Genomic DNA, 24,371 nt, shown 5'->3' with positions numbered 1-24,371 from the left:
TCTCGCTCATCGGCCCGCCTCCTGCGTGGTGTTGAGGATGTTGACGCCGCGGAACAGGGCGGAGGGGCAGCCGTGCGAGACCGCCGCCACCTGGCCCGGCTGGGCCTTGCCGCAGTTGAAGGCGCCGCCCAGCACATACGTCTGCGGTCCGCCGACCGCCTCCATGGAGCCCCAGAAGTCCGTGGTCGTCGCCTGGTAGGCGACATCGCGCAGCTGGCCCGCCAGCTTGCCGTTCTCGATACGGAAGAAGCGCTGCGCCGTGAACTGGAAGTTGTAGCGCTGCATGTCGATCGACCACGACCGGTCGCCGACCACATAGATCCCGCGCTCCACCCCGCCGATCAGATCCTCCGTGCTCAGCCCGCCCGGATCCGGCTGTAGCGACACGTTCGCCATGCGCTGGACGGGCACATGGCCCGGTGAGTCCGCGTACGCGCAGCCGTTGGAGCGGCCGAGGCCGGTGAGCTTCGCGATCCTGCGGTCCAGCTGGTAGCCGACGAGCGTGCCGTCCTTGATCAGGTCCCACGACTGCGCCTCGACGCCCTCGTCGTCGTACCCGATGGTGGCGAGACCGTGCTCGGCGGTCCTGTCGCCCGTCACGTTCATCACCGAGGAGCCGTACGCCAACTTCCCCAGCTGGTCGAACGTGGCGAACGAGGTCCCGGCGTAGGCCGCCTCGTACCCCAGCGCCCGGTCCAGCTCGGTGGCGTGGCCGATCGACTCGTGAATCGTCAGCCACAGGTTGGACGGGTCGACGACCAGGTCGTACGAGCCCGCCTCGACGCTCGGCGCGCGCATCTTCTCGGCGAGCAGCCCGGGGATGCGCTCCAGCTCGGCGTCCCAGTCCCAGCCGGTCCCGGTGACGTACTCCCAGCCCCGGCCGACCGGCGGGGCGATCGTGCGCATCGACTCGAACTCGCCGCTCTTGCCGTCGACCGCCACGGCGGTGAGCTGGGGATGGAGCCTGACGCGCTGCTGGGTGGTGACCGTGCCGGCGGTGTCCGCGTAGAACTTGTTCTCATGGACGGTGAGCAGCGACGCGTCCACATGCGCGACCCCCGCGGCCCGCAGCAGCCGCCCGCTCCACTCCTCCAGGAGCCCGGTCTTCTCCTCGTCGGGTACCCCGAACGGGTCGATCTCGTACGCCGACACCCATGTCTTCTCGGCGTGCACCGGCTCCTCGGCCAGCTCGACGCGCTCGTCGGAACCGGCGGCCGAGATCACCTTCGCGGACAGCCTGGCCATCGCCACGGCCTGTCCGGCGACCCGCGCCGCCGCGTCCATGGAGAGATCGACCCCGGACGCGAAGCCCCAGGCGCCCCCGTGGACCACCCGGACCGCGTAGCCGAGATCCGTGGTGTCCGACGAGCCGGCGGGCTTGCCGTCCCGCAGTCGCAGGGCCGCGCCGCGCACCCGCTCGAACCGGAAGTCGGCGTGGTCGGCGCCGAGCGCCCGCGCCCTGGCGAGCGCGGCGTCGGCGAGCGCCCTCAGCGGCAGTGCCGTGAAGGCTTCGTCGATGGAATGAGGCACTGATGTCTCCTGTCGTCGAGACTGGTCGACCTGATCATGTCGCGTCGCCGGCCCCTTGCCCACCACTTTCTGTAGGGATCCAACAGGGTCCTCACCCCGGCGCTGTCAGCAGTCGATTCTCCGCGAAGCGCACGGTACCGATAGGTTTTCGATGTACCAGACAGCTGGAAGACCGCTAGGGAAAGGCTGATCCTTTGAGCCGCTCGGTTCTCGTCACCGGAGGAAACCGGGGCATCGGCCTCGCCATCGCCCGCGCCTTCGCCGAAAAGGGTGACAAGGTCGCGATCACTTACCGGTCCGGCGAGCCGCCGCAGGCCCTGACGGAGCTGGGCTGCCTGGCAGTCCGCTGTGACATCACCGACAGTGAGCAGGTGGAGCAGGCCTACAAGGAGATCGAGGAGAAGCACGGTCCCGTGGAGGTGCTGGTGGCCAACGCCGGTATCACCAAGGACCAGTTGCTGATGCGGATGTCCGAGGAGGACTTCGCCTCCGTGCTCGACACCAACCTCACCGGCACCTTCCGGGTCGTCAAGCGCGCCAACCGCGCCATGCTGCGCGCCAAGAAGGGCCGGGTCGTTCTGATCTCCTCGGTGGTCGGGCTGCTCGGCTCGGCGGGGCAGGCCAACTACGCGGCGTCCAAGGCCGGTCTGGTCGGTTTCGCCCGCTCCCTCGCCCGCGAACTGGGCTCGCGGAACATCACCTTCAATGTCGTCGCGCCCGGTTTCGTCGACACCGACATGACGAAGGTGCTCACCGACGAGCAGCGCGCGGGCATCGTCTCGCAGGTACCGCTCGGCCGTTACGCGCAGCCGGAGGAGATCGCCGCGACGGTGCGGTTCCTCGCCTCCGACGACGCCTCGTACATCACTGGAGCCGTCATTCCCGTTGACGGCGGATTGGGTATGGGTCACTGATCACATGAGTGGAATCCTCGCCGGCAAGCGCATTCTCGTCACGGGTGTTCTCACCGAGTCCTCCATCGCCTTCCACGCCGCCAAGGTGGCGCAGGAGGAGGGCGCGGAGGTCATCCTCACCGGCTTCGGCCGGCTCACGCTCGTCGAGCGCATCGCGAAGCGGCTGCCCAAGCCCGCCCCGGTCATCGAGCTGGACGTCACCAACCAGGAGCACCTGGACGGACTGGCCGACCGGATCCGTGAGTACCAGGGTGAGGGCGGGGCCGGGCTCGACGGCATCGTGCACTCGATCGCCTTCGGTCCGCAGGGCGCCTTCAACTTCCTCGAGGGCACATGGGAGGACGTCGGCACCGCGGTGCAGGTCTCGGCGTACTCGCTGAAGTCGCTGACGATGGCCTGTCTGCCGCTGATGGGGCGCGGCGGCTCGGTCGTCGGGCTGACCTTCGACGCGCAGGTGGCCTGGCCCAAGTACGACTGGATGGGTGTCGCCAAGGCGGCGCTCGAATCCACCAACCGCTATCTCGCCCGCGACCTGGGCGCGCGGAACGTCCGCTGCAACCTGATCTCGGCCGGTCCGATCAAGTCGATGGCCGCCAAGTCCATCCCGGGCTTCGAGGAGCTCGCGGACGTGTGGAACCACCGCGCCCCGATCGGCTGGGACCTGTCGGACCCGGAGCCGGCCGGCCGCGGAGTCGTCGGTCTGCTGTCGGACTTCTTCCCGAAGACCACGGGCGAGATCGTCCACGTCGACGGTGGCGTGCACATGATGGGCGCCTGACGCCCGCACCGCTCGCGTACCCCGGAAGCCGCGTGACCGTCCAGGAGACGGCGCGCGGCTTCCGTGCGTGACGGGCCGGGACGTGTCGTCCGTATCCGTCCGAGTCGAAAAGAGCGGCGACGCACCGCACACTGAGCGAACCGGGGTCGTCCGGTCATCGTGGGGGAGGAGGTGTGTGCGTATGCGCCCGCGGCGTCGCCGTACGACAGCGCTCACGACGGCCGCTCTGGTCACGACGGGGCTCGCGTTCTCCCTGACCGGCGTGCCGAGCGCCGGAGCCGTCGCGAACCGCGGCGAATCCGACCGCTTCCACGCCTCCTGCCGTACGGCCATAGAGGGCTCGCGGGCCACCGTGTCCTGCCACAACCCGTATCCCGAGACCGACCGGATCCGGCTGCATGTGGAGTGCGCGCGCTGGTGGGACATCGACGCCGACAGCGCGCCCGTGGATGTCGGACCGGCCGGGTACGCCGAGCTGACCGACCGGTGCTGGAAGGAGATACGCGCGGTGTGGGTCACCCATGAGCGGCCCTGAGGGGCTCCGAGGGCTCCGAGGGCGCTGCGGGGCGCTGAGGGGCTCTGAGGGGCTCTGAGCACCCGGGGCACCGGCCGGGCTCAGACCCGTTCCCCCAGGCAGCCGACGACATGGCTCGCGGCCTCCGCCCCCGCCGTCCCCACATCGCCCGCCCGGATGGCGGCCACCAGCCGCGCGTGGTCCCTATGGTTCTCCGGCCGCAGCTCCCGTCCCACGATGTCGCGGAGCTGGTCGCGCAGCAGATGCCCCAGATCCGCGTAGACCGCGGTCAGCACATCGTTGTGCGAGGCCGCGACGACCGCCATGTGCAGGCTCGCGTCCGCCATGACGAACGCCTCCGCGTCGCCCGAGGCCCATGCCTCCTCGCGCCGGGCGAGCAGCGTGTCCAGCTGGCGCAGATCGCGCTCCGTACGCCGCTCCGCCGCCATCCGCGCGGCCGACGACTCCAGCGTGGAGCGCAGCTCGACGACATGCCTCGGATCGGCGGTCGCGAACCTGCGGTGCATCACCCCCGCCAGCTCGCTGGTCGCGACGACATACGTCCCCGAGCCCTGCCGGATGTCCAGCAGTCCGTTGTGGGCGAGCGCGCGCACCGCCTCGCGGACGGTGTTACGGGCCACGCCGAGCAACTCGACCAGCTCGGGTTCGGTGGGGATACGCGAGCCCACCGGCCATTCTCCCGAGGTGATCTGATTCCGCAGCTCGGTGATCACCTGGTCGGAGAGCGCGGAGCGGCGGGGGGAACGCAGCGGCATGGTGCTCCTCGTCTGTGGACAACCAATCATCCCATGATTCTATGATGGCCCCATGTCCGACGAGCCGCAGACACAGATACAGCACGTACAGCCGCCACCGCCACCACAGACAGCCGGGTCACCGGAGCTCACGAAGTCCCTGGAGCTCACGAAGTCCCTGGAGCTCACGAAGTCCCCGGGCCGGACGGCGTCCGCGTCCGCCGACTCCTCGGATCCACGGACCGGTGTCTGGCTGACGCGGCTTCTCGTCGTCGGGCTCGTCCTGGCCGCCCTCAATCTCCGCCCCGCCATCACCAGCCTCGGCGCGCTGCTCGAAGAGGTACGGGACGGGCTGCACATGAGCGGCAGTGTCGCGGGTGTCCTCACCTCCGTACCACCGTTCTGTTTCGCGGTCTTCGGCTTCGCGGCGCCCCGGCTGGCCCGGCGCTTCGGCCCCGGCGCCGTCGTCTGCGCGGGCATGGTGGCGATCACGGCGGGGCTGCTGATCCGCCCGTTCGCGGGCGACACGGTCGGCTTCCTCGCCGCGAGCGCGGTCGCGCTCATGGGGATCGCCGTCAGCAATGTGCTGATGCCGGTGATCGTCAAGCGGTACTTCCCCGACCGCGTCGGCACGATGACCGGGCTGTACTCGATGGCCCTGGCGCTCGGCACCGCTGTCGCGGCCGCCGCGACCGTCCCCATGACCGAGGCACTGGGCGGCAGTTGGCGGACCGGGCTCGGCGTGTGGGCGGTACTCGCCGCCCTCGCGGTACTGCCCTGGCTCGGTCTCGTACGCGATCGCAGCGCCGCCGCGTCACCCTCCCCGTCGCCGTCGGACGCGGCCCAGGGCCCGGCTTCGGCCCCGGCCCGGACCCGGACCCGGGCCCCGGCTTCGCGGCTGAGGCTCGGGCGCAGCCGTACCGCCTGGGCACTCGCCTGCTTCTTCGGCCTCCAGGCCACCGGCGCGTACATCACCATGGGCTGGATGCCGCAGATCTACCGCGACGCGGGGATCTCGGCGGGCACGGCCGGGCTGCTGCTCGCCGTGACCATGGTGATGGGCGTGCCACTGGCCTTCGTGATCCCACGGACGGCCGCGCGCATGAAGAACCAGGGCCCGATCGTCATCGCCCTGGGGATCTGCGGGCTGAGCGCCTTCGCGGGCCTGTACCTCGCCCCGGCCGAGGGCGCCTGGGTCTGGGCCGTACTGCTGGGAATCTCGAACTGCTCCTTCCCGCTGGCCCTCACCATGATCGGCATGCGCTCCAGGACCGGCGCGGGCGTCGTACGGCTCTCCGCCTTCGCCCAGAGCACCGGCTACCTGATCTCGATCCCGGGCCCGCTGCTGGTGGGCGTGTTGTACCAGCACACCGGTGGTCCCGAGCTGCCGATCGCGCTGATGGCGACGTTCCTGCTGCCGCAGATGGTGGCGGGCGTCGTGGCGGGCAGGGACCGGACGATAGAGGACGAGGCGCGGATGGGAGACTGACCGCATGCCAGTCCTTGACCCGAATCCCCAGAACGGCCAGCGGAAGCTGCTCCTCGTCTTCGGCGCGATCATCGGCATCATGGTGATCATCGCGATCATCGCCTCCATCGCGAGCCCGTAGTTCTTGAGGGCTCGGGGGGCTAGCACCACCGTCCCCTAGGGGGTCAGGGTCAGGGTCGAGTGGGTGGGTCACCGGATGGGATCCGGGGGGCCATGATCCGTAGGTTTGAGGTACCTCGACAACCGCAGACTTACGGAGGCGGCCATGCCGGCCCGAACCCGCTCCCGGTCCCACCCGCCCGCCTCCTCCGACAGCGTCGAGATCCGGCTGCCGTGGTGGTCCGTGGCGCTGCCCGTCGTCGCCTTCGTCGTGCTGTTCCTGCTGATGGTGGATCCGGGCCAGGCACATGCCGCGACGGACGACGCCACGATGGGCCGGATTCTGGAGCACATTCATCTGACCTTGGGCCGGTAGTACGGGACCGTCGCCGGGAGCGTTCACCCGTGCTGGGGCCTTGCGTCAACACCCTGCGCCCGATAACGCGTTTCATGCGAAGCTGGAATGCATGAGCGTCGATACAGCCCGCAGGATCGTCCTACTCCGGCACGCGAAGGCCGACTGGCCGGATGTGGCCGACCATGAACGACCGCTCGCCGACCGTGGCCGCGCGGATGCCGCTGTGGCCGGCCGTCGGCTGGCCGAGACCGGTCTCGCCATCGACCTGGCTCTCTGCTCGACCTCGCTCAGGACCCGCGAGACCTGGAAGCTGGCCGTGCAGGAGCTGCCCCAGCGTCCCAGGACCAGTTATGAGGAGCGGCTCTACGATGCCACCCTCGGCGATCTTCTCGCGCTGCTGAACGAGACGCCCGACGAGGTGTACGATCTGCTACTCGTCGGTCACAACCCGGGTATGCACGCCCTGGCGGACGCGCTCTCGGGCGCGGGGGAGGGCGACACCATCGCCCGGATGACCAGGACCGGATTCCCGACCGCGTCCTTCGCTGTGATCGTCTTCAACGGCAGCTGGAAGTCGGTGGAGCACGGCGTGGGCAAGCTCGTCGATTTCTGGAGCCCGCACGCCTGAAATCCGCACCCCTGAAATCCGCGCGACCGACCCGGCCGGAGGCCGGCCCGGCCGAGCCGTACATCTGTCCGTTCACGTTCATGGAGAAGGCCCTGGCACACGCACCGTGTGCCAGGGCCTTCCCGTGTGCTGCGGTCAGGCGTCCTCGCCGTCCGCCGCCTCGACCTCTTCCCTGGTGATGCCCAGCAGATAGAGCACGGTGTCCAGGAACGGCACGTTCACCGCCGTGTGGGCGGCCCTGCGGACGACGGGCTTGGCGTTGAAGGCGACCCCGAGCCCCGCCGCGTTCAGCATGTCGAGATCGTTCGCGCCGTCGCCGATCGCGACGGTCTGCGCCAGCGGCACCCCCGCCTCGGCGGCGAACCGGCGCAGCAGCCGGGCCTTGCCCGCGCGGTCCACTATCTCGCCCACCACGCGTCCGGTGAGCTTTCCGTCGACGATCTCCAGGGTGTTGGCGGCGGCGAAATCCAGCCCCAGCTGCTCCTGGAGGGCGTCGGTGACCTGGGTGAATCCACCGGAGACGACCCCGACTTGGTAGCCGAGCCGCTTGAGCGTACGGATCAGGGTGCGGGCGCCGGGGGTGAGCCTGACCTCGGCTCGTACCTTCTCCACCACCGACGCGTCCAGCCCGGCCAGCAGCGCCACCCTGGCGTGCAGGGACTGCTCGAAGTCCAGCTCCCCGAGCATCGCCCTGGAGGTGACCTCGGCGACCTCGGCCTCGCAGCCGGCATGGGCCGCGAAGAGTTCGATGACCTCGTCCTGGATCAGGGTCGAGTCGACATCCATCACCACCAGCCGCTGGGCCCGGCGGTGCAGACCGGCCGAGACGACGGCGACATCGACGCCGATCTCGGATCCGGTGGTGGCCAGCGCGGTGCGCAGCGGTTCGGTCTCCACCCCGGACACCGCGAACTCCACGGCGGTGACCGGGTATTTCGCCAGCCGGAAGATCCGGTCGATATTGCCGCCGGTCCCCGTGATGCTGGCCGCTATGACCGCCGTCGACTCCGCGGTCAGCGGGTTGCCGAGCACGGTGACATGGGAACGGCCGCTGCCGCGCGGCCTGTTGTCACCGGTGCCCGAGATGATCTCGGCCTGGAGCTTGAGCGACTCCGTCCAGCTGTGCACGGTCGCGCGCAGTTCGCCCTCGCTGGTGCCGCCCGCGGTGGGCGCGGTGATCAGCGCGCACAGGACGATCCGGCCACGGGTGACGACCTGCTCGATGTCGATCACATCGACGGAGTAGGCGGCGAGGGTGTCGAAGAGCCCGGCGGTGATCCCGGGGCGGTCCTTCCCGAAGATCTTGACGAGAAGGGTGGGGACGTCTGCGGTCCGAGGGGGCTGCGATGCGCTCATGGTGTTTCCACCGTATCCGGCGGACGGCCGACGCGCGCTGCCTGTCCCGCGTACCGGACAGCACGCGGAACGGGGCCGTCCGTGGGTCTGTGCCGGTGGCGTGAAGTCGACGTACGACAGGTGGCCGCGCGACGTACGCGGGCTGAATGCGGACGAGTCGGGGAACGGTGCGGCCGGGCCGCCGCCCCGCCGCGCCCCGCCGCCACGCAGGTCGCGGACAGCCGTCCCCCTGGCTTTGTCCCTGTTGTCGGTCTTTCCCACGCACTCCTTGCGGGCCGTTACGAGCTTGTGCCGGTATCGCACGAGGCCCGACTTTCAAACCTGGCTGCGGGCCTGAAATAGTTCCCCCGGATGTTCGCCATCCCTAGACTCCCCGCGACGGGGGAAACCGGGGGACAAAAAGTGGGGCATGGAGTGCCGGAACTCGTACTGGAATTGAACGGAAGGACCTGGACACTCGACCCGTCCAGGACATACACCCTCGGACGTGATCCCCAGGGCGACCTGGCGATCGACGACGCCAGGGTCTCGTGGCGGCATGCCACCATCAGTTGGGGGGGCCGCGGTTGGGTCATCGAGGACCACGGCAGTACCAACGGCACGTACGTGAGCGGTCAGCGCGTTCAGCGGATGGAGATCGGCCCCGGCTCCGCCGTCCATCTCGGCAACGCCACCGACGGACCCCGGCTGAGCCTCACCGGAGCGGCGGCGCAGCAGGTCCCGGCGCAGCAAGCGCCTCAGCAGCAGGGGTGGCAGCAGGCCCCGTATCAGGGCAAGCCCCAGGGACAGGCCCAGCATCCGGGCCACGTTCACCACCAGGGCCAGTCCCAGCACCCGGAACAGCATCAGGCGCAGGCACCGCAGCAGGGGCACATACCTCCGCAGCAGCACGGTCAGGTACCGCACCAGCGGGGCGCGGGGGCCCCGTCGGTGTACGGCGACCGCAGCCCGACCACCTTCCACCAGTTCTCCCTCGGCCACGTCATGCGCATCGGCCGAGCGCTGGAGAACGAGTTGGTCGTCTCCGACCTCCAGGTCTCCCGGCTGCACGCCGAGTTCACGGCGACGCCCGACGGCCGCTTCGAGATCCGTGACCTCGGATCCCACAACGGCACTTACGTCAACGGCCAGCCGATCGCCAAGTCCGGCACCGTGGTGCTCGGCCCGAACGACATCGTCGGCGTCGGCCATTCCACCTTCCGCCTCGTCGGTGACCGGCTCGAAGAGTTCGTCGACACCGGTGAGGTCTCCTTCTCCGCCCGTCATCTCACGGTGACGGTCGACGGCGGCAAGCAGATCCTCAAGGACGTCTCCTTCGGCGTCCCCGAGAAGTCGCTGGTCGCGGTCATCGGCCCCTCGGGTTCCGGCAAGTCCACCCTGCTCAAGGCGCTCACCGGCTACCGCCCCGCCGACCAGGGCGATGTCCTCTACGACAACCGGAATCTGTACAAGCAGTTCGCCGAGTTGCGCCAGCGCATCGGTCTGGTCCCGCAGGACGACATCCTGCACAAGGAACTGACCGTGAAGAAGGCGCTCAAGTACGCCGCCAAGCTCCGCTTCCCCGGTGACACCGCCGAGGCGGAGCGCGAGGCCAGGATCGGTGAGGTCCTCGGCGAGCTGAAGCTCGACATCCACAAGGACAAGAAGATCACCTCGCTCTCCGGCGGCCAGCGCAAGCGCGTCTCCGTCGCCCTGGAGCTGCTCACCAAGCCGTCGCTGATCTTCCTGGACGAGCCGACCTCCGGCCTCGACCCGGGCATGGACCGCGATGTCATGCAGCTGCTGCGCGGTCTCGCCGACGACGGCCGTACGGTCCTGGTCGTCACCCACTCCGTGGCCGAGCTGGCGAGCTGCGACAAGCTGCTCGTGATGGCGCCGGGCGGCTCGGTGGCGTACTTCGGCCCGCCCGAGGAAGCACTCAACTTCTTCGGCTACGGCACCTGGGCCGATGTGTTCTCGGCCTTCGAGAACTACCGCGACTACGACTGGGCGGGCCGCTGGCGCGGCTCGCAGCACTACCAGATGTACGCCGCCGACATCGACTCCGTCGCCGCGCAGTCCGTGGCCATGCCCACGGCTCAGCAGATGCGCCCGCCGAAGCCGCAGAGCTGGGGATCGCAGCTGTGGACGCTGATACGCCGCTACGTCTCGGTGATCGCGTCCGACAAGGGCTTCATGGGGCTGATGGTGGTCCTGCCCGCCGTGCTCGGTGTGGTCAGCGTCGTCATTCCGGCGAAGTTCGGCCTCGGTCCGCCCGAGGCGCCCTCCAGGTTCAACGGCGCCGCGGGCACGATCATGCTGATCCTCACGGTCGGTATGTGCTTCACGGGCGCCGCCAACTCCGTACGTGAGCTGATCAAGGAACGGGTGATCTACGAACGGGAACGGGCCACCGGTCTCTCCCGCTCCGCCTATCTGATGTCCAAGGTCATCACCCTCGGAGTGATCACCGCCGTCCAGGGCGTGATCATCTGCGGTATCGGGTTCGCCCCCCGTGTGCTGCCCGCGGAGGGCCTGATCCTGCCGCCCGCCGTCGAGATGTGCCTCGTGGTGATCGCCCTCGGCTTCACCTCGATGATGTTCGGCCTGGTCATCTCCTCGCTGGTGAAGACCGCCGAGAAGACGATGCCGCTGCTGGTCATGTTCGCGATCGTCCAGGTCGTCTTCACCGGCATCCTCTTCCAGGTCTACGACTCACCCGGCCTGGAGCAGTTCGCCTGGCTGATGCCGTCGCGCTGGGCCATCGCGGGCGCGGGCACCACGCTCGACCTCTCCACGCTGATGGCGCCCTGGGACCCGGACAACCCCACCAACCTGGACCCGCTGTGGGAGCACGCGGCGAGTCAGTGGGTCATCGACATCTCGGTCCTGCTGCTCATCGGCGTCGTCTGCGGTGTCGCGGTGTCGCGTCTGCTGCGCCGCCATGAGCCGGAGGTCATGCGCAAGTAGCCGGCGCACGCACAGGCCGTACGCGTACGCCGGAGGGCGGCACCCCGCACAGGGGGTGCCGCCCTCCGGCGTTCTGCCTGTGGTGCGCCTCGGCGCGCCCGGCCAGACTCGGCTCAGTAGGCGCTGTTGACGTTGTCCATCGAGCCGTACCTGTCCGCGGCGTAGTTGGCCGCGGCCACGATGTTGGAGACCGGGTTGTAGATGTCGTACGGCGTGCCCTTGACGTGGTACGTCTTGAACGTCGGCGGGATGACCTGGAGCAGGCCCTTCGACGGGATGCCGTTCCGGGCGTTGATGTCCCAGAGGTTGATCGCCTTCGGGTTACCGCTCGACTCACGGATGATGTTGCGGTACAGACCCTCGTACGAGCCGGGGATCTTGTGCTTCTCCATGATGGCCAGCGACTCCTTGATCCAGCCGTCCAGGTTGTTCTTGTAGACGGGCTTACGGACGGTGGAGCGGTTGGCGGCTTCCGTGCCGCGCTTCTCCGCGTCGGCCTTGGCCTTCGCGACGGCCTTCTTCTCGGCCTCGGCCTTGTTCTTCGCGGCCTCTTCGGCCTTCGTCTTGTCCGACGCCGTCTTCTGGACCACGGCCTGGATCTTGGCGGCGGTGTCGGGGCTGTTGAACTGCTTGGCGATGATCGCGCTCACGTCCGAGGTCTGGACGCCGCCGTCCGTCGCCGACGTCGACACCTGGGAGGAGACGGGGGACTGGACGGGAGCCTGGGACTCGGCGGCGACAGCCGGGCTGGGAACCAGCGAGAACGTGACCGCGGCGACTCCGGCGGCGGCGACGCCGGCCATGGAGGCCTTCTGGGTCTTGTTCAGGCGACTGAGACCAGGGGTGCGTGACGAGAACATAGAGACGAACCTCTTCGAGTAGCGGGAGTCGCGGAGGCCGGATGGCCAGCCTGCTCGGCGGCGACGTCGGCAATTCTTAGCGGCCGCAAAATGCTCTGGCAAAGGTGTGACGTACGACCCCGCATAGTGGAGCGGGGCGCCGAAAAGGCGCCCTGCGCCCTATTTATTCCAAGCTCACACCCCCCTTTTGGTCGACTAGTGGAGTTCGTAAGTGATGTGCGTCCTATGTTCGGGCTCACATCGAGCACCTGCCGACGTGACTCGGTGTTGCTTCAGCAACGCAACCTGTGAACGGTCTCCTCCGGGAGGAGGAGATGGACGTCCCCGAACTCGTGCCAGAGGTAGAGCCCGCGCAGCGCCTCCTCGTATCCCCTGGTGAGAGCCGCCTGCCCGGCGATCGCCGCGAGCATCAGCAGATGTGAGGCCTCGGGCTCGTGCAGTCCGGTCAGCAGCCCGTCCACCACCCGCACCCCGCGCCGGGGCGTGATCACCAGATCCGTCCAGCCGGAAGCCGCCCGCACCATCCCGTCCGGCCCGGCCGCGGACTCCAGGGCCCGCACGGCCGTCGTCCCGACCGCGATGATCCGGCCCCCGTCCGCCGCCACCGCGTTCACCAGCAGCGCCGTGCTCCGCGGCACCTCGAAGCGCTCCGGGTACGGCGGCTCGTGCGCCTCCGCGGACGCCACCCCCGTATGCAGCGTCACCGGCGCGAACAGCGCACCACGGCTCTTCAACTCCGCCACCAGCCGCGCCGTGAAAGGCCTCCCCGCACTCGGCATCTCGGCCGAGCCGGCGCCGTCGGCCGAGGGGCGCGCGAAGACCGTCTGGTACGCGGAGAGCGGCTGGTCCCGCTCCGTGTACCCGTACCGGATCGGCCGGCCGTAGCGGCGCAGCAGCCCCGGTACGTCCGCGTACGAGACCCGCGCCAACCACAGCCGGGACCCCTCGGGGGCCAGCGGCTCGTCCAGCACGAGGTGGACCCCGCCCGGCAGCCGGACCACCGCCCCCGCCGGGCCCCCGGCACGCGGCAGCGTGGTCCCCGCGCCGCCGTCCCGCCGTGGCGTGCGCAGCTCGACCGCCCACCGGCCGTCGTCACCCCGCGTCGAGAAGTGCGCGACGATCCGTTCGCCGCCCGGATCGGGCCCCAGCCGCCCGCTGACGGCCGCGGGAAGAGTCGCCGACGTATTGACGACCAGCACGTCCCCGGCCCGCAGTTGCCCCGGCAGCTCCCGGAAGGTGTGGTGCGTCACGCTCGTACCCCGGGAGACCAGCAGCCGTACGTCGTCCCTGCCCGACCCGCGCTGCTCCGCCGGGACCCGCGCCGACAGCTCCTCGGGCACCCGCAGCGTCGGCAGGAGGCTCACTTCGGCTCCAGTAGTGAGGGGGCCGCGTACCGGCCACTGACCGGGCGCCGCTCCAGCAGTCGCAGGAAGCCGGGCACCACCGACGCCGGCTCGGGGCGCGGGTCCGGGTCGTCCGGCACGGCCGCCGTGTACAGATCCGTCCCCATGTCGCCCGGATCCACCGTCCACACCCGCAGCTCCGGTTCCTCGACCGCGAGCACGGCGGCGAGATGATCCAGCGCCGCCTTGGACGCGCCGTACCCGCCCCAGGTCTCGTACGCCTCGGCCGCCGCGTCGGAACTCACCGCGATCACCGCGCCCGCCGCACTCGCCCGGAGCAGTGGCAGCGCCTCCTGGACCAGCCCCAGCGCCGCCACCACATTGGTCTCCAGCGCCGTCCGCAGCCCGTCGAGCGGCAGCGCGTCCAGCCGTACCAGCGGCTCGGCGCCCAGCGCGCTGGCGTTGCTCACCACCAGATCGAGCGCCCCCAGCTCCACCGCCGCGGCCACCAGATCCTTGCGGTGCCCGGCGTCCGTGACATCCCCGGCGCACGCCGCCACCCGGGTCCCGTGCGCCCTGACCTCAGTGGCCGTCTCGTCCAGTACGCGCGCGGTCCTGGCGTCGAGCACCAGATCCCAGCCACGCCGGGCCAGCGCGTCGGCCAGCGCGCGCCCCAGTCCTTTGGAAGCCCCTGTGATGATCGCTACCGGCATGATGTCCGCTCCTTCTCGCTCACGCACCCGCCTGATGCGCCCAACGTAGGAAGGGGACGGCCCCGGACGCCTCGTGCGCGGGCCCGGTCCCGTGACGGCACTTCGGCTTAGGTACTGTCCGGTCGATCGTCCGGTCTGGGACTAGGGCCTGTCTTCAAAGTCCCGCCTGCCCTTCGGGCGGACGGCGCTACTTCGAAGACAGGCCCTAGTCCCAGACCTAGGCCATCCGCCCTGGTCGGGGCGGATCCCGAGGCCGATACGGTCGGCCCCGCCCGCCGGTACGGTGAAACCATGAGCCACCGACCCCGCTCCGGCCTCGCAGCCGTGAGCACCGCACTCCTGGCGATGAGCAGGCATCTGGAGGTGCGTGACGTCCTCAAGACGATCGTGGCCTCGGCCCGTGAACTGCTCGACGCCGAGTACGCGGCGCTCGGCGTGCCGGACGATCACGGCGGCTTCGCCCAGTTCGTCGTGGACGGCGTCAGCGACGAGCAGTGGAAGGCGATCGGCCCGCTGCCGCGCCAGCACGGGATCCTCGCCGCGATGCTCCACGAGGAGAAGGCCGAGCGGCTCGCCGACGTACGCAAGGATCCGCGCTTCGAGGGCTGGCCCTCCGCGCACCCCGACATGTCGGACTTCCTCGGGCTGCCGGTCAGGGACGGTGACGAGACCATCGCCGCGCTCTTCCTCGCCAACAAGCGCTGCCCCAAAGCACTGTCCTCCCGCGGGGACAGCTGCGGCTTCACCGAGGAGGACGAGGAACTCCTCTCGATCCTCGCCCAGCACGCCGCGATCGCCCTCACCAACGCCCGTCTGTACGAGCGCAGCCGTGAACTCACCATCGCCGAGGAGCGCTCGCGCCTCGCGCACGAGCTCCACGACGCCGTCAGCCAGAAACTCTTCTCGCTGCGGCTGACGGCCCAGGCGGCGACGGCGCTGGTGGACCGCGATCCGGACCGGGCCAAGGGCGAGCTCCAGCAGGTCGCCGCGCTCGCCGCCGAGGCCGCGGACGAACTGCGCGCCGCGGTCGTCGAGCTGCGCCCCGCCGCCCTTGACGAGGACGGTCTGGTCAATACGCTCCGTACCCAGATCCAGGTCCTCGACCGGGCCCACTCCGCGCGGGTCAGCTTCGACACCCGCGGGATACGGGCGCTGCCCGCCGCCCAGGAGGAGGCGCTGCTGCGGGTGGCGCAGGAGGCGCTGCACAACGCGCTGCGCCACTCCGGCGGCGACCGCGTCGAGGTCACCCTCGCCCGTCGCGACCAGGGCGCGGTCCTCGGCATCACCGACAACGGCACGGGCTTCGAACCCCGCGCGGTGCGCCGGGCCGGCCGCCATCTGGGGCTGGTCTCGATGCGCGACCGGGCGAGCGGTGTGGGCGGCAGACTCAGGGTGATATCGGCGCCCGGCCAGGGCACCACGATCGAGATGGAGGTGCCCGGTGGCTGATGTGGGTGACGGGCGGGCGATTCGCGTGCTGCTGGTGGACGATCACCAGGTGGTCAGGCGCGGACTGCGGACGTTCCTTGAGATCCAGGACGACATCGAGGTCGTGGGCGAGGCGTCCGACGGCGCCGAGGGGATCGCCCGCGCCGAGGAACTCCGCCCCGATGTCGTGCTGATGGACATCAAGATGCCCGGCACCGACGGCATCGAGGCGCTGCGCAAGCTCCGTGAACTCGACAATCCGGCCAGGGTCCTGATCGTCACCAGCTTCACCGAGCAGCGCACGGTGGTCCCCGCGCTGCGCGCCGGTGCCTCCGGTTACGTATACAAGGACGTCGATCCCGTGGCGCTGGCGGGCGCGATCCGTTCCGTACACGCGGGGCATGTGCTGCTCCAGCCGGAGGTCGCGGGGGCGCTGCTGGCCCAGGACGAGCCGGGCAGCGGCCAGGGCAGGGGGACGTCCCTCACCGAGCGCGAGCGCGAGGTGCTCGGCCTGATCGCCGACGGTCGCTCCAACCGGGAGATCGCCCGTGCGCTGGTGCTCTCCGAGAAGACCGTCAAGACACATGTCTCGAACATTCTGATGAAGCTGGACCTCTCGGACCGTACGCAGGCGGCCCTCTGGGCCGTGCGGCATGGGGTTACGGGCTGAGAGCACACGCGGCCCGCCGAATCGGACGATCGTACTCCGGTCTGAGTATTCATACCGTCGGGTGTATGTCACCCACACGGCGCATCCTGGTCGTCGTTCGCGCGTTCTTCATGGCGTGCGGCGGCGTACCGCCGCTGTTGTTGATCACACGATTAAGGAACATCCCATGAAGGTTGCCAAGAAGGCCGCCCTGGTCATCGTCACCGCCGGTCTCGCGGCGGGTGCCTCCGCCGGTGCGGCGTCCGCCACCGAGGGCGGCGCCCACGCCACCGGCGTGGCGCAGCACTCCCCGGGTGTCGGCTCCGGCAACGCGGTCCAGGTCCCGGTGCACGTCCCGGTGAACCTCACCGGCAACACGGTGAACGTGATCGGCCTGCTGAACCCGGCGCTCGGCAACGCCTCGGTCAACCACTGACGCGTCGCGTCACGCGCCGCCGAGGCCCGGTGATCCCCTGGCGGGTGGTTCCCGGGGCCTCGGCGGCCTTTTTCGTCCACGGCCCGGCGTACGGCGTCTCGTATCTCACGTGCGCGTCCTCAGGACCTCGGGACCTCGGAACCTCAGGAAACGGGCGGCATACCCCGCTCCCGCTCCTCGACATACGCGTTGTAGGACGCCACCAGCGCCCGCCGCGCGCACCGCTCCACCGGCCGCAGCGCCTCACCCCGCGCCGCCATCTCCGACGCGCTCACCGCGCCGCCGTGCCCGTGCTCGTACGCCAGCGAGACCAGCAGCCCGATCCGCTGCGCCAGTTCGAGCACCCGTACGGCCCGCGGCGGATAACCGGGCGCCAGCACCTCGCGGCCCCGCTCCGACCGTGCCCGGTACGCGTCGAGCGCGGCCTCGGCCACCGGCCCGGACGCCGCCACATCCAGCCGCGAGAGCACCTCGGTCGCCTCCCGAAGGGCTTCCGCCAGTTCGCGTTCCGCCTCGCCCAGCGAGGGCACGTCCGCCGGCGGTGCCTCCCGTACCGGCAGACAGTGCCAGAGGACCTCGACATGCTGATCCCCGTCCGGGCCCGCCGCGGAGACTTCGGGGACCAGTCCGTACGGTGCCCCGGTGGCGATCACGGCTTCCTCGGCCTCCAGCGCGCGGGCGTTGAACTCCGGCGGGCCGCTGAGCCCCAGCGGATGGCCGGGCGCCGGCAGCGCGATCCGGTAGCCGGTCACCCCGAGCGCCCGCAGCCGGCCCAGCGCCAGTGTGAGCCCGACAGGACCGGCCTCACCGGGCAGCCCTTCCACCCGGTGCACGGCGTCGTCGCCGACCACGGCGATCACGGCGTCGTCCGGCGATACAAACCCGGCCAAAAGGGCATTTCCCCATGCGGCCAGCAGTCCTGAGCGTGGTTGCGAAAGCATGGCACCAGCGTAGGGAACGGACCTCACGGCCGGACCCCTCGGTGGGTGGCGTAGGTTTTCCCTGGGGGCCGCGCCTACAGGCGCACCTGATACCTCAAGACGATTGCATGGGGAGACAACGCGCTCATGAGCGATGTACTGGAGCTGGTGGACGTATCCGTGGTCCGCGACGGACGCGCTCTGGTGGACGATGTCTCCTGGTCGGTCAAGGAGGGGGAGCGCTGGGTGATCCTCGGCCCCAACGGCGCTGGCAAGACCACCCTGCTCAATCTCGCCTCCAGCTATCTCTTCCCGACCTCCGGCACGGTACGGATCCTCGACGAGCGGCTCGGCAAGGTCGACGTCTTCGAGCTCCGCCCCCGTATCGGCGTGGCGGGCATCGCCATGGCCGAAAAGCTGCCCAAGCGCCAGACGGTCCTGGAGACCGTCCTCACCGCCGCGTACGGCATGACCGCGACCTGGCACGAGGACTACGACGAGGTCGACGAGCAGCGCGCCCGCGCCTTCCTCGACCGCCTCGGCATGACCGAATACCTGGACCGCAGGTTCGGCACGCTCTCCGAGGGCGAGCGCAAGCGCACCCTGATCGCCCGCGCGATGATGACCGACCCCGAACTGCTGCTCCTGGACGAGCCCGCGGCCGGCCTCGACCTCGGCGGCCGCGAGGACCTGGTACGCAGACTCGGCCGCCTCGCCCGCGATCCGTACGCCCCCTCCATGATCATGGTCACCCACCATGTCGAGGAGATCGCGCCGGGCTTCACCCATGTCCTCATGATCCGTCAGGGCAAGGTGCACGCCGCCGGCCCCGTGGAGACCGAACTCACCTCGCGCAACCTCTCGCTCTGCTTCGGCCTCCCGCTCGTCGTCGAGCGCAACGGCGACCGCTGGACCGCGCAGGGTCTCCCCCTCGGCTGACGTTCGGTCGGTCAACTGCTCCCAGCTGACCGGATATCGCCCCTGTCGGGACAGGGACCCCCGCCCCTACCATGACCATGTGGAAATCGACGCATGGGTGTGGTGGCTGATCGGTGCTGTGGGACTGGGCATTCCGCTCGTCATAACGGCGATGCCCGAATTCGGCATGTTCTCGGCCGGAGCGGTCGCCGGAGCCGTCACCGCGGCGCTCGGCGGCGGAATCGTGGCCCAAGTCCTCGTATTCGTCGTGGTGTCCGTGGCTCTCGTCGCCGTCGTACGTCCCTACGCGGCCCGGCAGCGGCACCCGAGCCCCGGCTCGGCCACCGGCATCGACGCGCTGAAGGGCCGTCAAGCCGTCGTACTGGAACGGGTGGACGGCAGAGGCGGCCGGATCAAGCTGGTCGGCGAGGTGTGGTCGGCCCGCGCCTACGACGAGCGAGCCGCGTTCGAACCCGGTGAACAGGTCGATGTGGTCGAGATCGACGGAGCCACAGCCGTGGTGATGTGAGCCAACCCGGCCGAACGGTAAGCACATACGCCCGCGGTCTGAGAAACTCGATCATCAGAACATCCGGCAGCGAAGGGCCCGAGGAACGCGATGCCATCAATCATCATCGTCCTGGTCATCCTGGTGGTGCTTGTATTCATCGCCCTGATCAAGACGATCCAGGTCATCCCGCAGGCAAGCGCCGCCATCGTGGAGCGGTTCGGCCGCTACACGCGAACTCTCAACGCGGGCCTGAACATCGTCGTCCCGTTCATCGACTCGATCCGTAACCGGATCGACCTCCGTGAACAGGTCGTCCCCTTCCCGCCCCAACCGGTGATCACCCAGGACAACCTGGTCGTCAACATCGACACCGTCATCTACTACCAGGTGACCGACGCCCGCGCCGCGACCTACGAAGTCGCCAGCTATATCCAGGCGATCGAGCAGCTCACCGTCACCACCCTGCGCAACATCATCGGTGGCATGGACCTGGAGCGGACACTCACCTCCCGCGAGGAGATCAACGCGGCCCTGCGCGGCGTCCTCGACGAGGCCACCGGCAAGTGGGGCATCCGCGTCAACCGCGTCGAGCTGAAGGCGATCGAACCGCCGACCTCCATCCAGGACTCGATGGAGAAGCAGATGCGCGCCGACCGTGACAAGCGAGCCGCGATCCTCACCGCGGAGGGCATCCGCCAGTCGCAGATCCTCACCGCCGAGGGCGAGAAGCAGTCCGCGATCCTGCGCGCCGAGGGTGAGGCCAAGGCCGCCGCCCTGCGCGCCGAGGGCGAGGCCCAGGCGATCCGTACGGTCTTCGAGTCGATCCACGCGGGCGACCCCGACCAGAAGCTGCTCTCCTACCAGTACCTCCAGATGCTCCCCAAGATCGCCGAGGGGGACGCCAACAAGCTCTGGATCGTGCCCAGCGAGATCGGCGACGCGCTCAAGGGACTCAGCGGTGCCTTCGGCAACCTGGGCGGCGGCATGCCGGGCTTCGACACCGGCAAGGAGCGCAGGCAGGACCCCCCGCTGGACTGATCGCCCCACCCCTTCGTGCATCATCGGTGCATCCAGCACCGATCGCCGGAGGGCAGCGCACCGTGACCACTTGGGAGATGCTCGCCGTATTCGTCGCGGGCATCAGCGCCGGAACCATCAACACCATTGTCGGTTCCGGCACGCTGATCACCTTCCCCGTCCTGCTCGCGACGGGCCTCCCGCCGGTCACCGCCACCGTCTCCAACGCCCTTGGCCTGATACCGGGCTGCATCAGCGGAGCCATCGGCTACCGCGCCGAACTCACCGGCCAGCGCAGCCGCGTACTGCGGCTGAGCGCCGCCGCGCTCGTCGGCGGGCTCGCCGGGGCCGCACTGCTGCTGGCACTGCCCTCGACGGCCTTCGAGACGATCGTGCCCGTCCTGGTCACCCTCGCCCTCGTCCTGATCATCCTCCAGCCCCGACTGGCCAGATCCGTCCAGGCCCGCCGTGCCCGGAAGGGCACCAGCGCGAGCCTCAACGGCGGCCCGCTCCTGTTCACCGGAGTACTGCTCGCCAGCGTCTACGGCGGCTACTTCACGGCGGCCCAGGGCATCATCTATCTCTCCCTGATGGGCATGCTGCTCGACGACACCATGCAACGGCTGAACGCGGTGAAGATCATCCTCGCCGCCGTAGTCAACACCGTCGCCGCGCTCTTCTTCCTCTTCGTCGCGGAGTTCGACTGGACAGCGGTCATCCTCATCGCCGTCGGCTCGGCCATCGGCGGCCAGCTCGGCGCCAAGGTCGGCCGCAGACTGCCCCCGGCGGCGCTGCGCGGGCTGATCGTCGCGGTCGGGGTGGTCGCCATCGTCCAGCTGCTGGTCCGCCGGTACGGGTGACGGGCGGTACGGACGGCCAAAAGCCCGCTCCCGGAAGGGGAACGGGCTTCCCGCGGCACGCTCTGTCGCGCGTTACGCGGCGGACTGGACCGAGGCCAGCCAGTGCGGCAGCTCCGAACGCTCACCGGCCCGCAGGGACAGCAGCATCGCGTCCGCCGGGGACGGTACGAACGGCTGGTGCAGCAACGGCATCCCCGCCTGCTCCGGCGTACGGTCGGCCTTGCGATGGTTGTCCTCGGCGCAGGAAGCGACCGTATTCAGCCAGCTGTCCGCCCCACCCCGGGACCGCGGCACCACATGGTCCACCGTCGTCGCGCGCCTGCCGCAGTACGCGCAACGATGCTGGTCCCGGACCAGCACCCCCCGCCTCGACCACGGAGCCTGTCTTCGGAACGGCACCCGTACGTACCGGCAGAGCCTGATCACCCGGGGGACCGGCAGCTCCACCGCGGCGGCACGCACACGGAGATCGGGGTGAGCGTGCTCGACAACGGCCTTGTCCTGCAGCACCAGCACCACCGCACGGTTGAGTGTCACCGTCGACAGCGGCTCGAAGCTCGCATTCAGTACCAGCGTGTCCCGCATCCCGCCCACCTCCCGTGTGCCGGCCCGAGCCCATCGGGAGGCGTCGGACCTGGATCAACTCTGGCCGGGCACGCCGAGAGGGACAACACAATAAAAAATGCCCTGCCCTGATCTCTCCAAGACCAGGGCAGGGCAAACAAAAGGCAAACGGTCAAAGGGCGGCAGGGGCGGCGTACTCGCCGATGAGCTGCGCACGAGCCAGCGTGTGGAACCGCAAATTGAAGCCGACGACCGCGGGCGACGCGTCGCTGTCGGGCCCCAGCCGCTCACTGTCCACCGCGTACACCGTGAACACATACCGGTGCGCCGGATCCCCGGGCGGCGGCGCCGCGCCCCCGAAGTCCCGCGACCCGTAGTCGTTGCGCGCCTGCACCGCGCCCTGCGGAAGCTCCTCGAAAACCCCGGTGCCCGCGCCCACGGGAAGCTCCGTGACCGACGCCGGGATGTCGAAGACCACCCAGTGCCAGAACCCGCTGCCCGTCGGCGCGTCCGGATCGAAGCACGTCACGGCGAAGCTCCGGGTCTCCGCCGGGAAGCCCTCCCACCGCAGCTGCGGCGAGGTGTTCCCGGCGGCATGGACCTGGGCGTCCTTGAGCGTCGCCCCGGGCGCGATGTCGTCGCTCACCACGGTGAACGACGGCACCTGCGGATGGAAGTCATGAGGGAGCGGAGCCCTCTTGCCCTCGGTCACGTCTGAACCTCCGAATCGGCTGTCCTGCCTGGCTGCTTGGCAGCTGGGCTGCCTCGCGGGGCCGAGCCTAGAGCCTTGGCTCAGAACCAGTTGCGACGGCCACCCACCTCGGAGAGCCACTGGTTGAGATAGGCGGACCAGTCGGTGCCCTGGAAGTCGTTGAGCCCCACCTGGAACGCCCGGAACGAGTCGCTGCCCTCGGTGAACAGCCCCGGCTTCTTGTCCATCTCCAGGATGACGTCCATCTCGCGGTCGTCCGCGACGAACGACAGCTCGACCTGGTTCAGCCCGCGGTACTGCTGCGGCGCGAAGAACTCGATCTCCTGGTAGAACGGCAGCCGCTGACGCGTCCCGCGGATATGGCCGCGCTCCATGTCCGCGGCCTTGAAACGGAATCCCAGTCGGATGAAGGCGTCCAGGATCGCCTGCTGCGCCGGCAGCGGGTGGACGTTGATCGGGTCCAGGTCGCCGGAGTCCAGTGCCCGCGCGATCGCCAGCTCCGTGATCACACCGATGCTCATCCCGCGCAGCTGCTGACCGTCGATCGTCGTGATCGGGGTCTCCCAGGGGATCTCCAGACCGAACGGCACCACATGGACGGCGCCGGCCTGCACCTCGAAGGCGCCGCCGATGTTCTGCTTGGTGAACTCGATGTTCTGCTTGGTCTCCTGGTCGCCGCCCTCGACCTCGACGCGTGCCTGGAGCCCGACGTTGAGCCCTTCGATCTGCTGATTCACGGACCCGCCCTGGAGCCGCACCTCGCCCTGGACGACCCCGCCGGGGACGACGTTCAGCTCGGTCAGCTCCGTCTCGACGGACGCGCCACCGGCGCCCATGCTCGCGAGCAGCTTCTTGAACCCCATGTTCACTCCTTCTAGATCCTGACCTCTACATACGCGCCTCGACCGTATTCGGTTCCCCGGTAGGCTCGTACGCCATGACCGAGAGCCCCGACCGCAGGCCGTTGCCCCGCGACTTCTTCGACCGGCCGGTCCTTGAGGTCGCGCCGGACCTCCTGGGCCGAACGCTGATACGGGACACGGACGACGGTCCCATCGAACTCCGGCTGACTGAAGTAGAGGCGTACGCCGGCGCGGTCGACCCGGGCTCGCACGCTTTCCGCGGCCGCACGGCCCGCAACGCGGTGATGTTCGGCCCGCCCGGCCACGCGTATGTCTACTTCACCTACGGGATGTGGCACTGCCTCAACCTGGTGTGCGGCCCGGAGGGCATGGCGAGCGGGGTCCTGCTGCGGGCCGGCGAGATCGGCGTGGGCGTCGAACTGGCCCGCAAACGTCGAATCTCGGCCCGCCATGACAGGGAACTGGCCAAAGGCCCGGCCCGCCTCGCCACCGCCCTCGATGTGGACCGCGCCCTGAACGGAACGGACGTCTGCGCCGGCCCCGACGCACCCCTGTCGATACTCACCGGCACCCCTGTCCCGGCTGACCAGGTCCGCAGCGGGCCGCGCACCGGAGTGGGCGGCGACGGCGCGGTCCACCCCTGGCGCTTCTGGATCGGCGACGACCCGTCGGTGAGCCCCTATCGCGCCCACGCACCACGTAAACGTCGAACTTGACTCGTTCCGTTCATCCGCCTAACGTAGCCCGAGCCGCTTTCAACGGGTCCTGCTGTTCAGCAGTCCCCGAGGCGGCCACCCACTACTTTCGATCACACCCTGACGGGTAGCGATTTCGGCATGCCGGAATCCGCACTCATTCGCTCGATTATGAGCCGGGCAGGGATTCGGTTAAAGTAGTGAACAGCCGAAAGGCAAAAGGCCAATCCAAAGGCCATCAGAATTCTTGAGGCGGAACACGCCGAATGAATCTGATAGAGTCGGAAACGCAAGACCGAAGGGAAAAGCCCGGAGGAAAGCCCGAGAGGGTGAGTACAAAGGAAGCGTCCGTTCCTTGAGAACTCAACAGCGTGCCAAAAGTCAACGCCAGATATGTTGATACCCCGACCTGCCGGTTGATCCGGTGGGTTGAGGTTCCTTTGTAGTAAACACAGCGAGGACGCTGTGAACCACCGGTCTTATTCCGGCTGGTGGTTCCGCTCTCGTGGTGT

At 69.3% G+C, this 24,371-nt stretch carries 26 protein-coding genes; 16 read left to right on the top strand and 10 right to left on the bottom strand.

From position 1 onward, the window contains the following. Positions 1–6: 6 nt before the first annotated feature. Complete coding sequence (locus ACIRQP_RS00130) at positions 7–1,530, bottom strand: TldD/PmbA family protein (RefSeq protein WP_403880966.1); 1,524 nt, start codon at positions 1,528–1,530, stop codon at positions 7–9. Between the two features lie 194 nt (positions 1,531–1,724). Between ACIRQP_RS00130 and fabG the strand changes: the two genes are divergently transcribed. From fabG to ACIRQP_RS00115, 3 genes are all read left to right on the top strand, one after another. Next, positions 1,725–2,444 carry a 3-oxoacyl-[acyl-carrier-protein] reductase gene (gene fabG / locus ACIRQP_RS00125; RefSeq protein WP_403880963.1) on the top strand — a complete coding sequence of 240 codons (720 nt, stop codon included), beginning with the start codon at positions 1,725–1,727 and terminating at the stop codon, positions 2,442–2,444. Between the two features lie 4 nt (positions 2,445–2,448). Continuing rightward, positions 2,449–3,222, top strand: a complete 774-nt coding sequence (gene fabI, locus ACIRQP_RS00120; RefSeq protein ID WP_030353795.1) for an enoyl-ACP reductase FabI — start codon at positions 2,449–2,451, stop codon at positions 3,220–3,222. Between the two features lie 181 nt (positions 3,223–3,403). Beyond that, positions 3,404–3,757 (top strand): hypothetical protein, encoded by a 354-nt coding sequence (locus ACIRQP_RS00115; RefSeq protein ID WP_403880959.1) that lies wholly within the window; start codon positions 3,404–3,406, stop codon positions 3,755–3,757. A gap of 80 nt (positions 3,758–3,837) precedes the next feature. Here the strand turns inward: ACIRQP_RS00115 and ACIRQP_RS00110 are convergent, their stop codons facing one another. Then, positions 3,838–4,512, bottom strand: a complete 675-nt coding sequence (locus tag ACIRQP_RS00110; protein WP_403880956.1) for a FadR/GntR family transcriptional regulator — start codon at positions 4,510–4,512, stop codon at positions 3,838–3,840. Positions 4,513–4,564: 52 nt separating this feature from the next. Between ACIRQP_RS00110 and ACIRQP_RS00105 the strand changes: the two genes are divergently transcribed. From ACIRQP_RS00105 to ACIRQP_RS00090, 4 genes are all read left to right on the top strand, one after another. Next, positions 4,565–5,980, top strand: coding sequence for a CynX/NimT family MFS transporter (locus ACIRQP_RS00105; protein ID WP_403880953.1), 1,416 nt, complete (start codon positions 4,565–4,567; stop codon positions 5,978–5,980). 4 nt (positions 5,981–5,984) lie between these two features. Continuing rightward, positions 5,985–6,101 (top strand): SGM_5486 family transporter-associated protein, encoded by a 117-nt coding sequence (locus ACIRQP_RS00100; RefSeq protein ID WP_403880951.1) that lies wholly within the window; start codon positions 5,985–5,987, stop codon positions 6,099–6,101. Between the two features lie 144 nt (positions 6,102–6,245). After that, positions 6,246–6,455: a hypothetical protein gene (locus ACIRQP_RS00095; protein WP_403880948.1), complete on the top strand. Its 210-nt coding sequence runs from the start codon at positions 6,246–6,248 to the stop codon at positions 6,453–6,455. 91 nt (positions 6,456–6,546) lie between these two features. After that, positions 6,547–7,065, top strand: a complete 519-nt coding sequence (locus ACIRQP_RS00090; RefSeq protein WP_403880945.1) for a SixA phosphatase family protein — start codon at positions 6,547–6,549, stop codon at positions 7,063–7,065. A 135-nt stretch (positions 7,066–7,200) separates the two neighbouring features. Here the strand turns inward: ACIRQP_RS00090 and serB are convergent, their stop codons facing one another. Beyond that, on the bottom strand, positions 7,201–8,421 hold the full coding sequence (gene serB, locus ACIRQP_RS00085) for a phosphoserine phosphatase SerB (protein WP_403880942.1): 1,221 nt from the start codon (positions 8,419–8,421) through the stop codon (positions 7,201–7,203). Between the two features lie 402 nt (positions 8,422–8,823). Here serB and ACIRQP_RS00080 point away from each other — a divergent pair, with 402 nt between their 5' ends. Then, the gene (locus ACIRQP_RS00080; protein ID WP_403880939.1) at positions 8,824–11,370 is read left to right on the top strand and encodes an FHA domain-containing protein; all 2,547 of its coding nucleotides are present in this window, start codon (positions 8,824–8,826) and stop codon (positions 11,368–11,370) included. A gap of 113 nt (positions 11,371–11,483) precedes the next feature. On the opposite strand, the gene ACIRQP_RS00075 is transcribed toward ACIRQP_RS00080, so the two are convergent. The 3 genes from ACIRQP_RS00075 to ACIRQP_RS00065 all read right to left on the bottom strand — a co-directional run bounded on the left by ACIRQP_RS00075 (position 11,484) and on the right by ACIRQP_RS00065 (position 14,286). Further along, the gene (locus ACIRQP_RS00075; RefSeq protein WP_403880936.1) at positions 11,484–12,230 is read right to left on the bottom strand and encodes a transglycosylase SLT domain-containing protein; all 747 of its coding nucleotides are present in this window, start codon (positions 12,228–12,230) and stop codon (positions 11,484–11,486) included. A gap of 272 nt (positions 12,231–12,502) precedes the next feature. Then, the gene (locus ACIRQP_RS00070) at positions 12,503–13,594 is read right to left on the bottom strand and encodes an S-adenosylmethionine:tRNA ribosyltransferase-isomerase (RefSeq protein WP_403880933.1); all 1,092 of its coding nucleotides are present in this window, start codon (positions 13,592–13,594) and stop codon (positions 12,503–12,505) included. Beyond that, positions 13,591–14,286 carry an SDR family NAD(P)-dependent oxidoreductase gene (locus tag ACIRQP_RS00065; RefSeq protein ID WP_403880930.1) on the bottom strand — a complete coding sequence of 232 codons (696 nt, stop codon included), beginning with the start codon at positions 14,284–14,286 and terminating at the stop codon, positions 13,591–13,593. Before ACIRQP_RS00065 ends, ACIRQP_RS00070 begins: the two co-directional genes overlap by 4 nt. Positions 14,287–14,577: 291 nt before the next feature. Between ACIRQP_RS00065 and ACIRQP_RS00060 the strand changes: the two genes are divergently transcribed. The 3 genes from ACIRQP_RS00060 to ACIRQP_RS00050 all read left to right on the top strand — a co-directional run bounded on the left by ACIRQP_RS00060 (position 14,578) and on the right by ACIRQP_RS00050 (position 16,799). After that, the gene (locus ACIRQP_RS00060) at positions 14,578–15,735 is read left to right on the top strand and encodes a GAF domain-containing sensor histidine kinase (protein WP_403880927.1); all 1,158 of its coding nucleotides are present in this window, start codon (positions 14,578–14,580) and stop codon (positions 15,733–15,735) included. A gap of 1 nt (position 15,736) precedes the next feature. Next, the gene (locus tag ACIRQP_RS00055; RefSeq protein WP_403882059.1) at positions 15,737–16,384 is read left to right on the top strand and encodes a response regulator; all 648 of its coding nucleotides are present in this window, start codon (positions 15,737–15,739) and stop codon (positions 16,382–16,384) included. A 166-nt stretch (positions 16,385–16,550) separates the two neighbouring features. Further along, on the top strand, positions 16,551–16,799 hold the full coding sequence (locus ACIRQP_RS00050) for a chaplin (RefSeq protein ID WP_129769714.1): 249 nt from the start codon (positions 16,551–16,553) through the stop codon (positions 16,797–16,799). A gap of 143 nt (positions 16,800–16,942) precedes the next feature. Here the strand turns inward: ACIRQP_RS00050 and ACIRQP_RS00045 are convergent, their stop codons facing one another. Next, positions 16,943–17,740 (bottom strand): hypothetical protein, encoded by a 798-nt coding sequence (locus ACIRQP_RS00045; protein WP_403880924.1) that lies wholly within the window; start codon positions 17,738–17,740, stop codon positions 16,943–16,945. Between the two features lie 126 nt (positions 17,741–17,866). Here ACIRQP_RS00045 and ACIRQP_RS00040 point away from each other — a divergent pair, with 126 nt between their 5' ends. The 4 genes from ACIRQP_RS00040 (at position 17,867) to ACIRQP_RS00025 (ending at position 21,025) form a co-directional block, all read left to right on the top strand. Beyond that, on the top strand, positions 17,867–18,658 hold the full coding sequence (locus ACIRQP_RS00040) for an ABC transporter ATP-binding protein (RefSeq protein ID WP_403880921.1): 792 nt from the start codon (positions 17,867–17,869) through the stop codon (positions 18,656–18,658). Positions 18,659–18,737: 79 nt separating this feature from the next. Beyond that, positions 18,738–19,166, top strand: coding sequence for an NfeD family protein (locus ACIRQP_RS00035; RefSeq protein ID WP_403880918.1), 429 nt, complete (start codon positions 18,738–18,740; stop codon positions 19,164–19,166). 90 nt (positions 19,167–19,256) lie between these two features. Next, positions 19,257–20,186 carry an SPFH domain-containing protein gene (locus ACIRQP_RS00030; RefSeq protein WP_129769718.1) on the top strand — a complete coding sequence of 310 codons (930 nt, stop codon included), beginning with the start codon at positions 19,257–19,259 and terminating at the stop codon, positions 20,184–20,186. Positions 20,187–20,248: 62 nt separating this feature from the next. Then, entirely contained in the window at positions 20,249–21,025 is a 777-nt protein-coding gene (locus ACIRQP_RS00025; RefSeq protein WP_403880915.1) for a sulfite exporter TauE/SafE family protein, read from the top strand. A 72-nt stretch (positions 21,026–21,097) separates the two neighbouring features. Here the strand turns inward: ACIRQP_RS00025 and ACIRQP_RS00020 are convergent, their stop codons facing one another. From ACIRQP_RS00020 to ACIRQP_RS00010, 3 genes are all read right to left on the bottom strand, one after another. Further along, positions 21,098–21,610: an HNH endonuclease gene (locus ACIRQP_RS00020; RefSeq protein ID WP_403880912.1), complete on the bottom strand. Its 513-nt coding sequence runs from the start codon at positions 21,608–21,610 to the stop codon at positions 21,098–21,100. Positions 21,611–21,761: 151 nt separating this feature from the next. Next, positions 21,762–22,301 (bottom strand): YbhB/YbcL family Raf kinase inhibitor-like protein, encoded by a 540-nt coding sequence (locus ACIRQP_RS00015; protein WP_403880909.1) that lies wholly within the window; start codon positions 22,299–22,301, stop codon positions 21,762–21,764. An 80-nt stretch (positions 22,302–22,381) separates the two neighbouring features. Then, positions 22,382–23,164 carry a sporulation protein gene (locus tag ACIRQP_RS00010; protein ID WP_403880906.1) on the bottom strand — a complete coding sequence of 261 codons (783 nt, stop codon included), beginning with the start codon at positions 23,162–23,164 and terminating at the stop codon, positions 22,382–22,384. Positions 23,165–23,238: 74 nt separating this feature from the next. Between ACIRQP_RS00010 and ACIRQP_RS00005 the strand changes: the two genes are divergently transcribed. Beyond that, positions 23,239–23,880: a DNA-3-methyladenine glycosylase gene (locus ACIRQP_RS00005; protein ID WP_403880903.1), complete on the top strand. Its 642-nt coding sequence runs from the start codon at positions 23,239–23,241 to the stop codon at positions 23,878–23,880. The last annotated feature ends 491 nt before the right edge of the window (positions 23,881–24,371 follow it).

It is taken from the genome of Streptomyces sp. NPDC102274 (genome assembly GCF_044766385.1).
Classification (GTDB): Bacteria; Actinomycetota; Actinomycetes; order Streptomycetales; family Streptomycetaceae; genus Streptomyces.
Note: the sequence above shows the minus strand (reverse complement) of the source record. Positions and strands in the feature narration are given on the sequence as shown.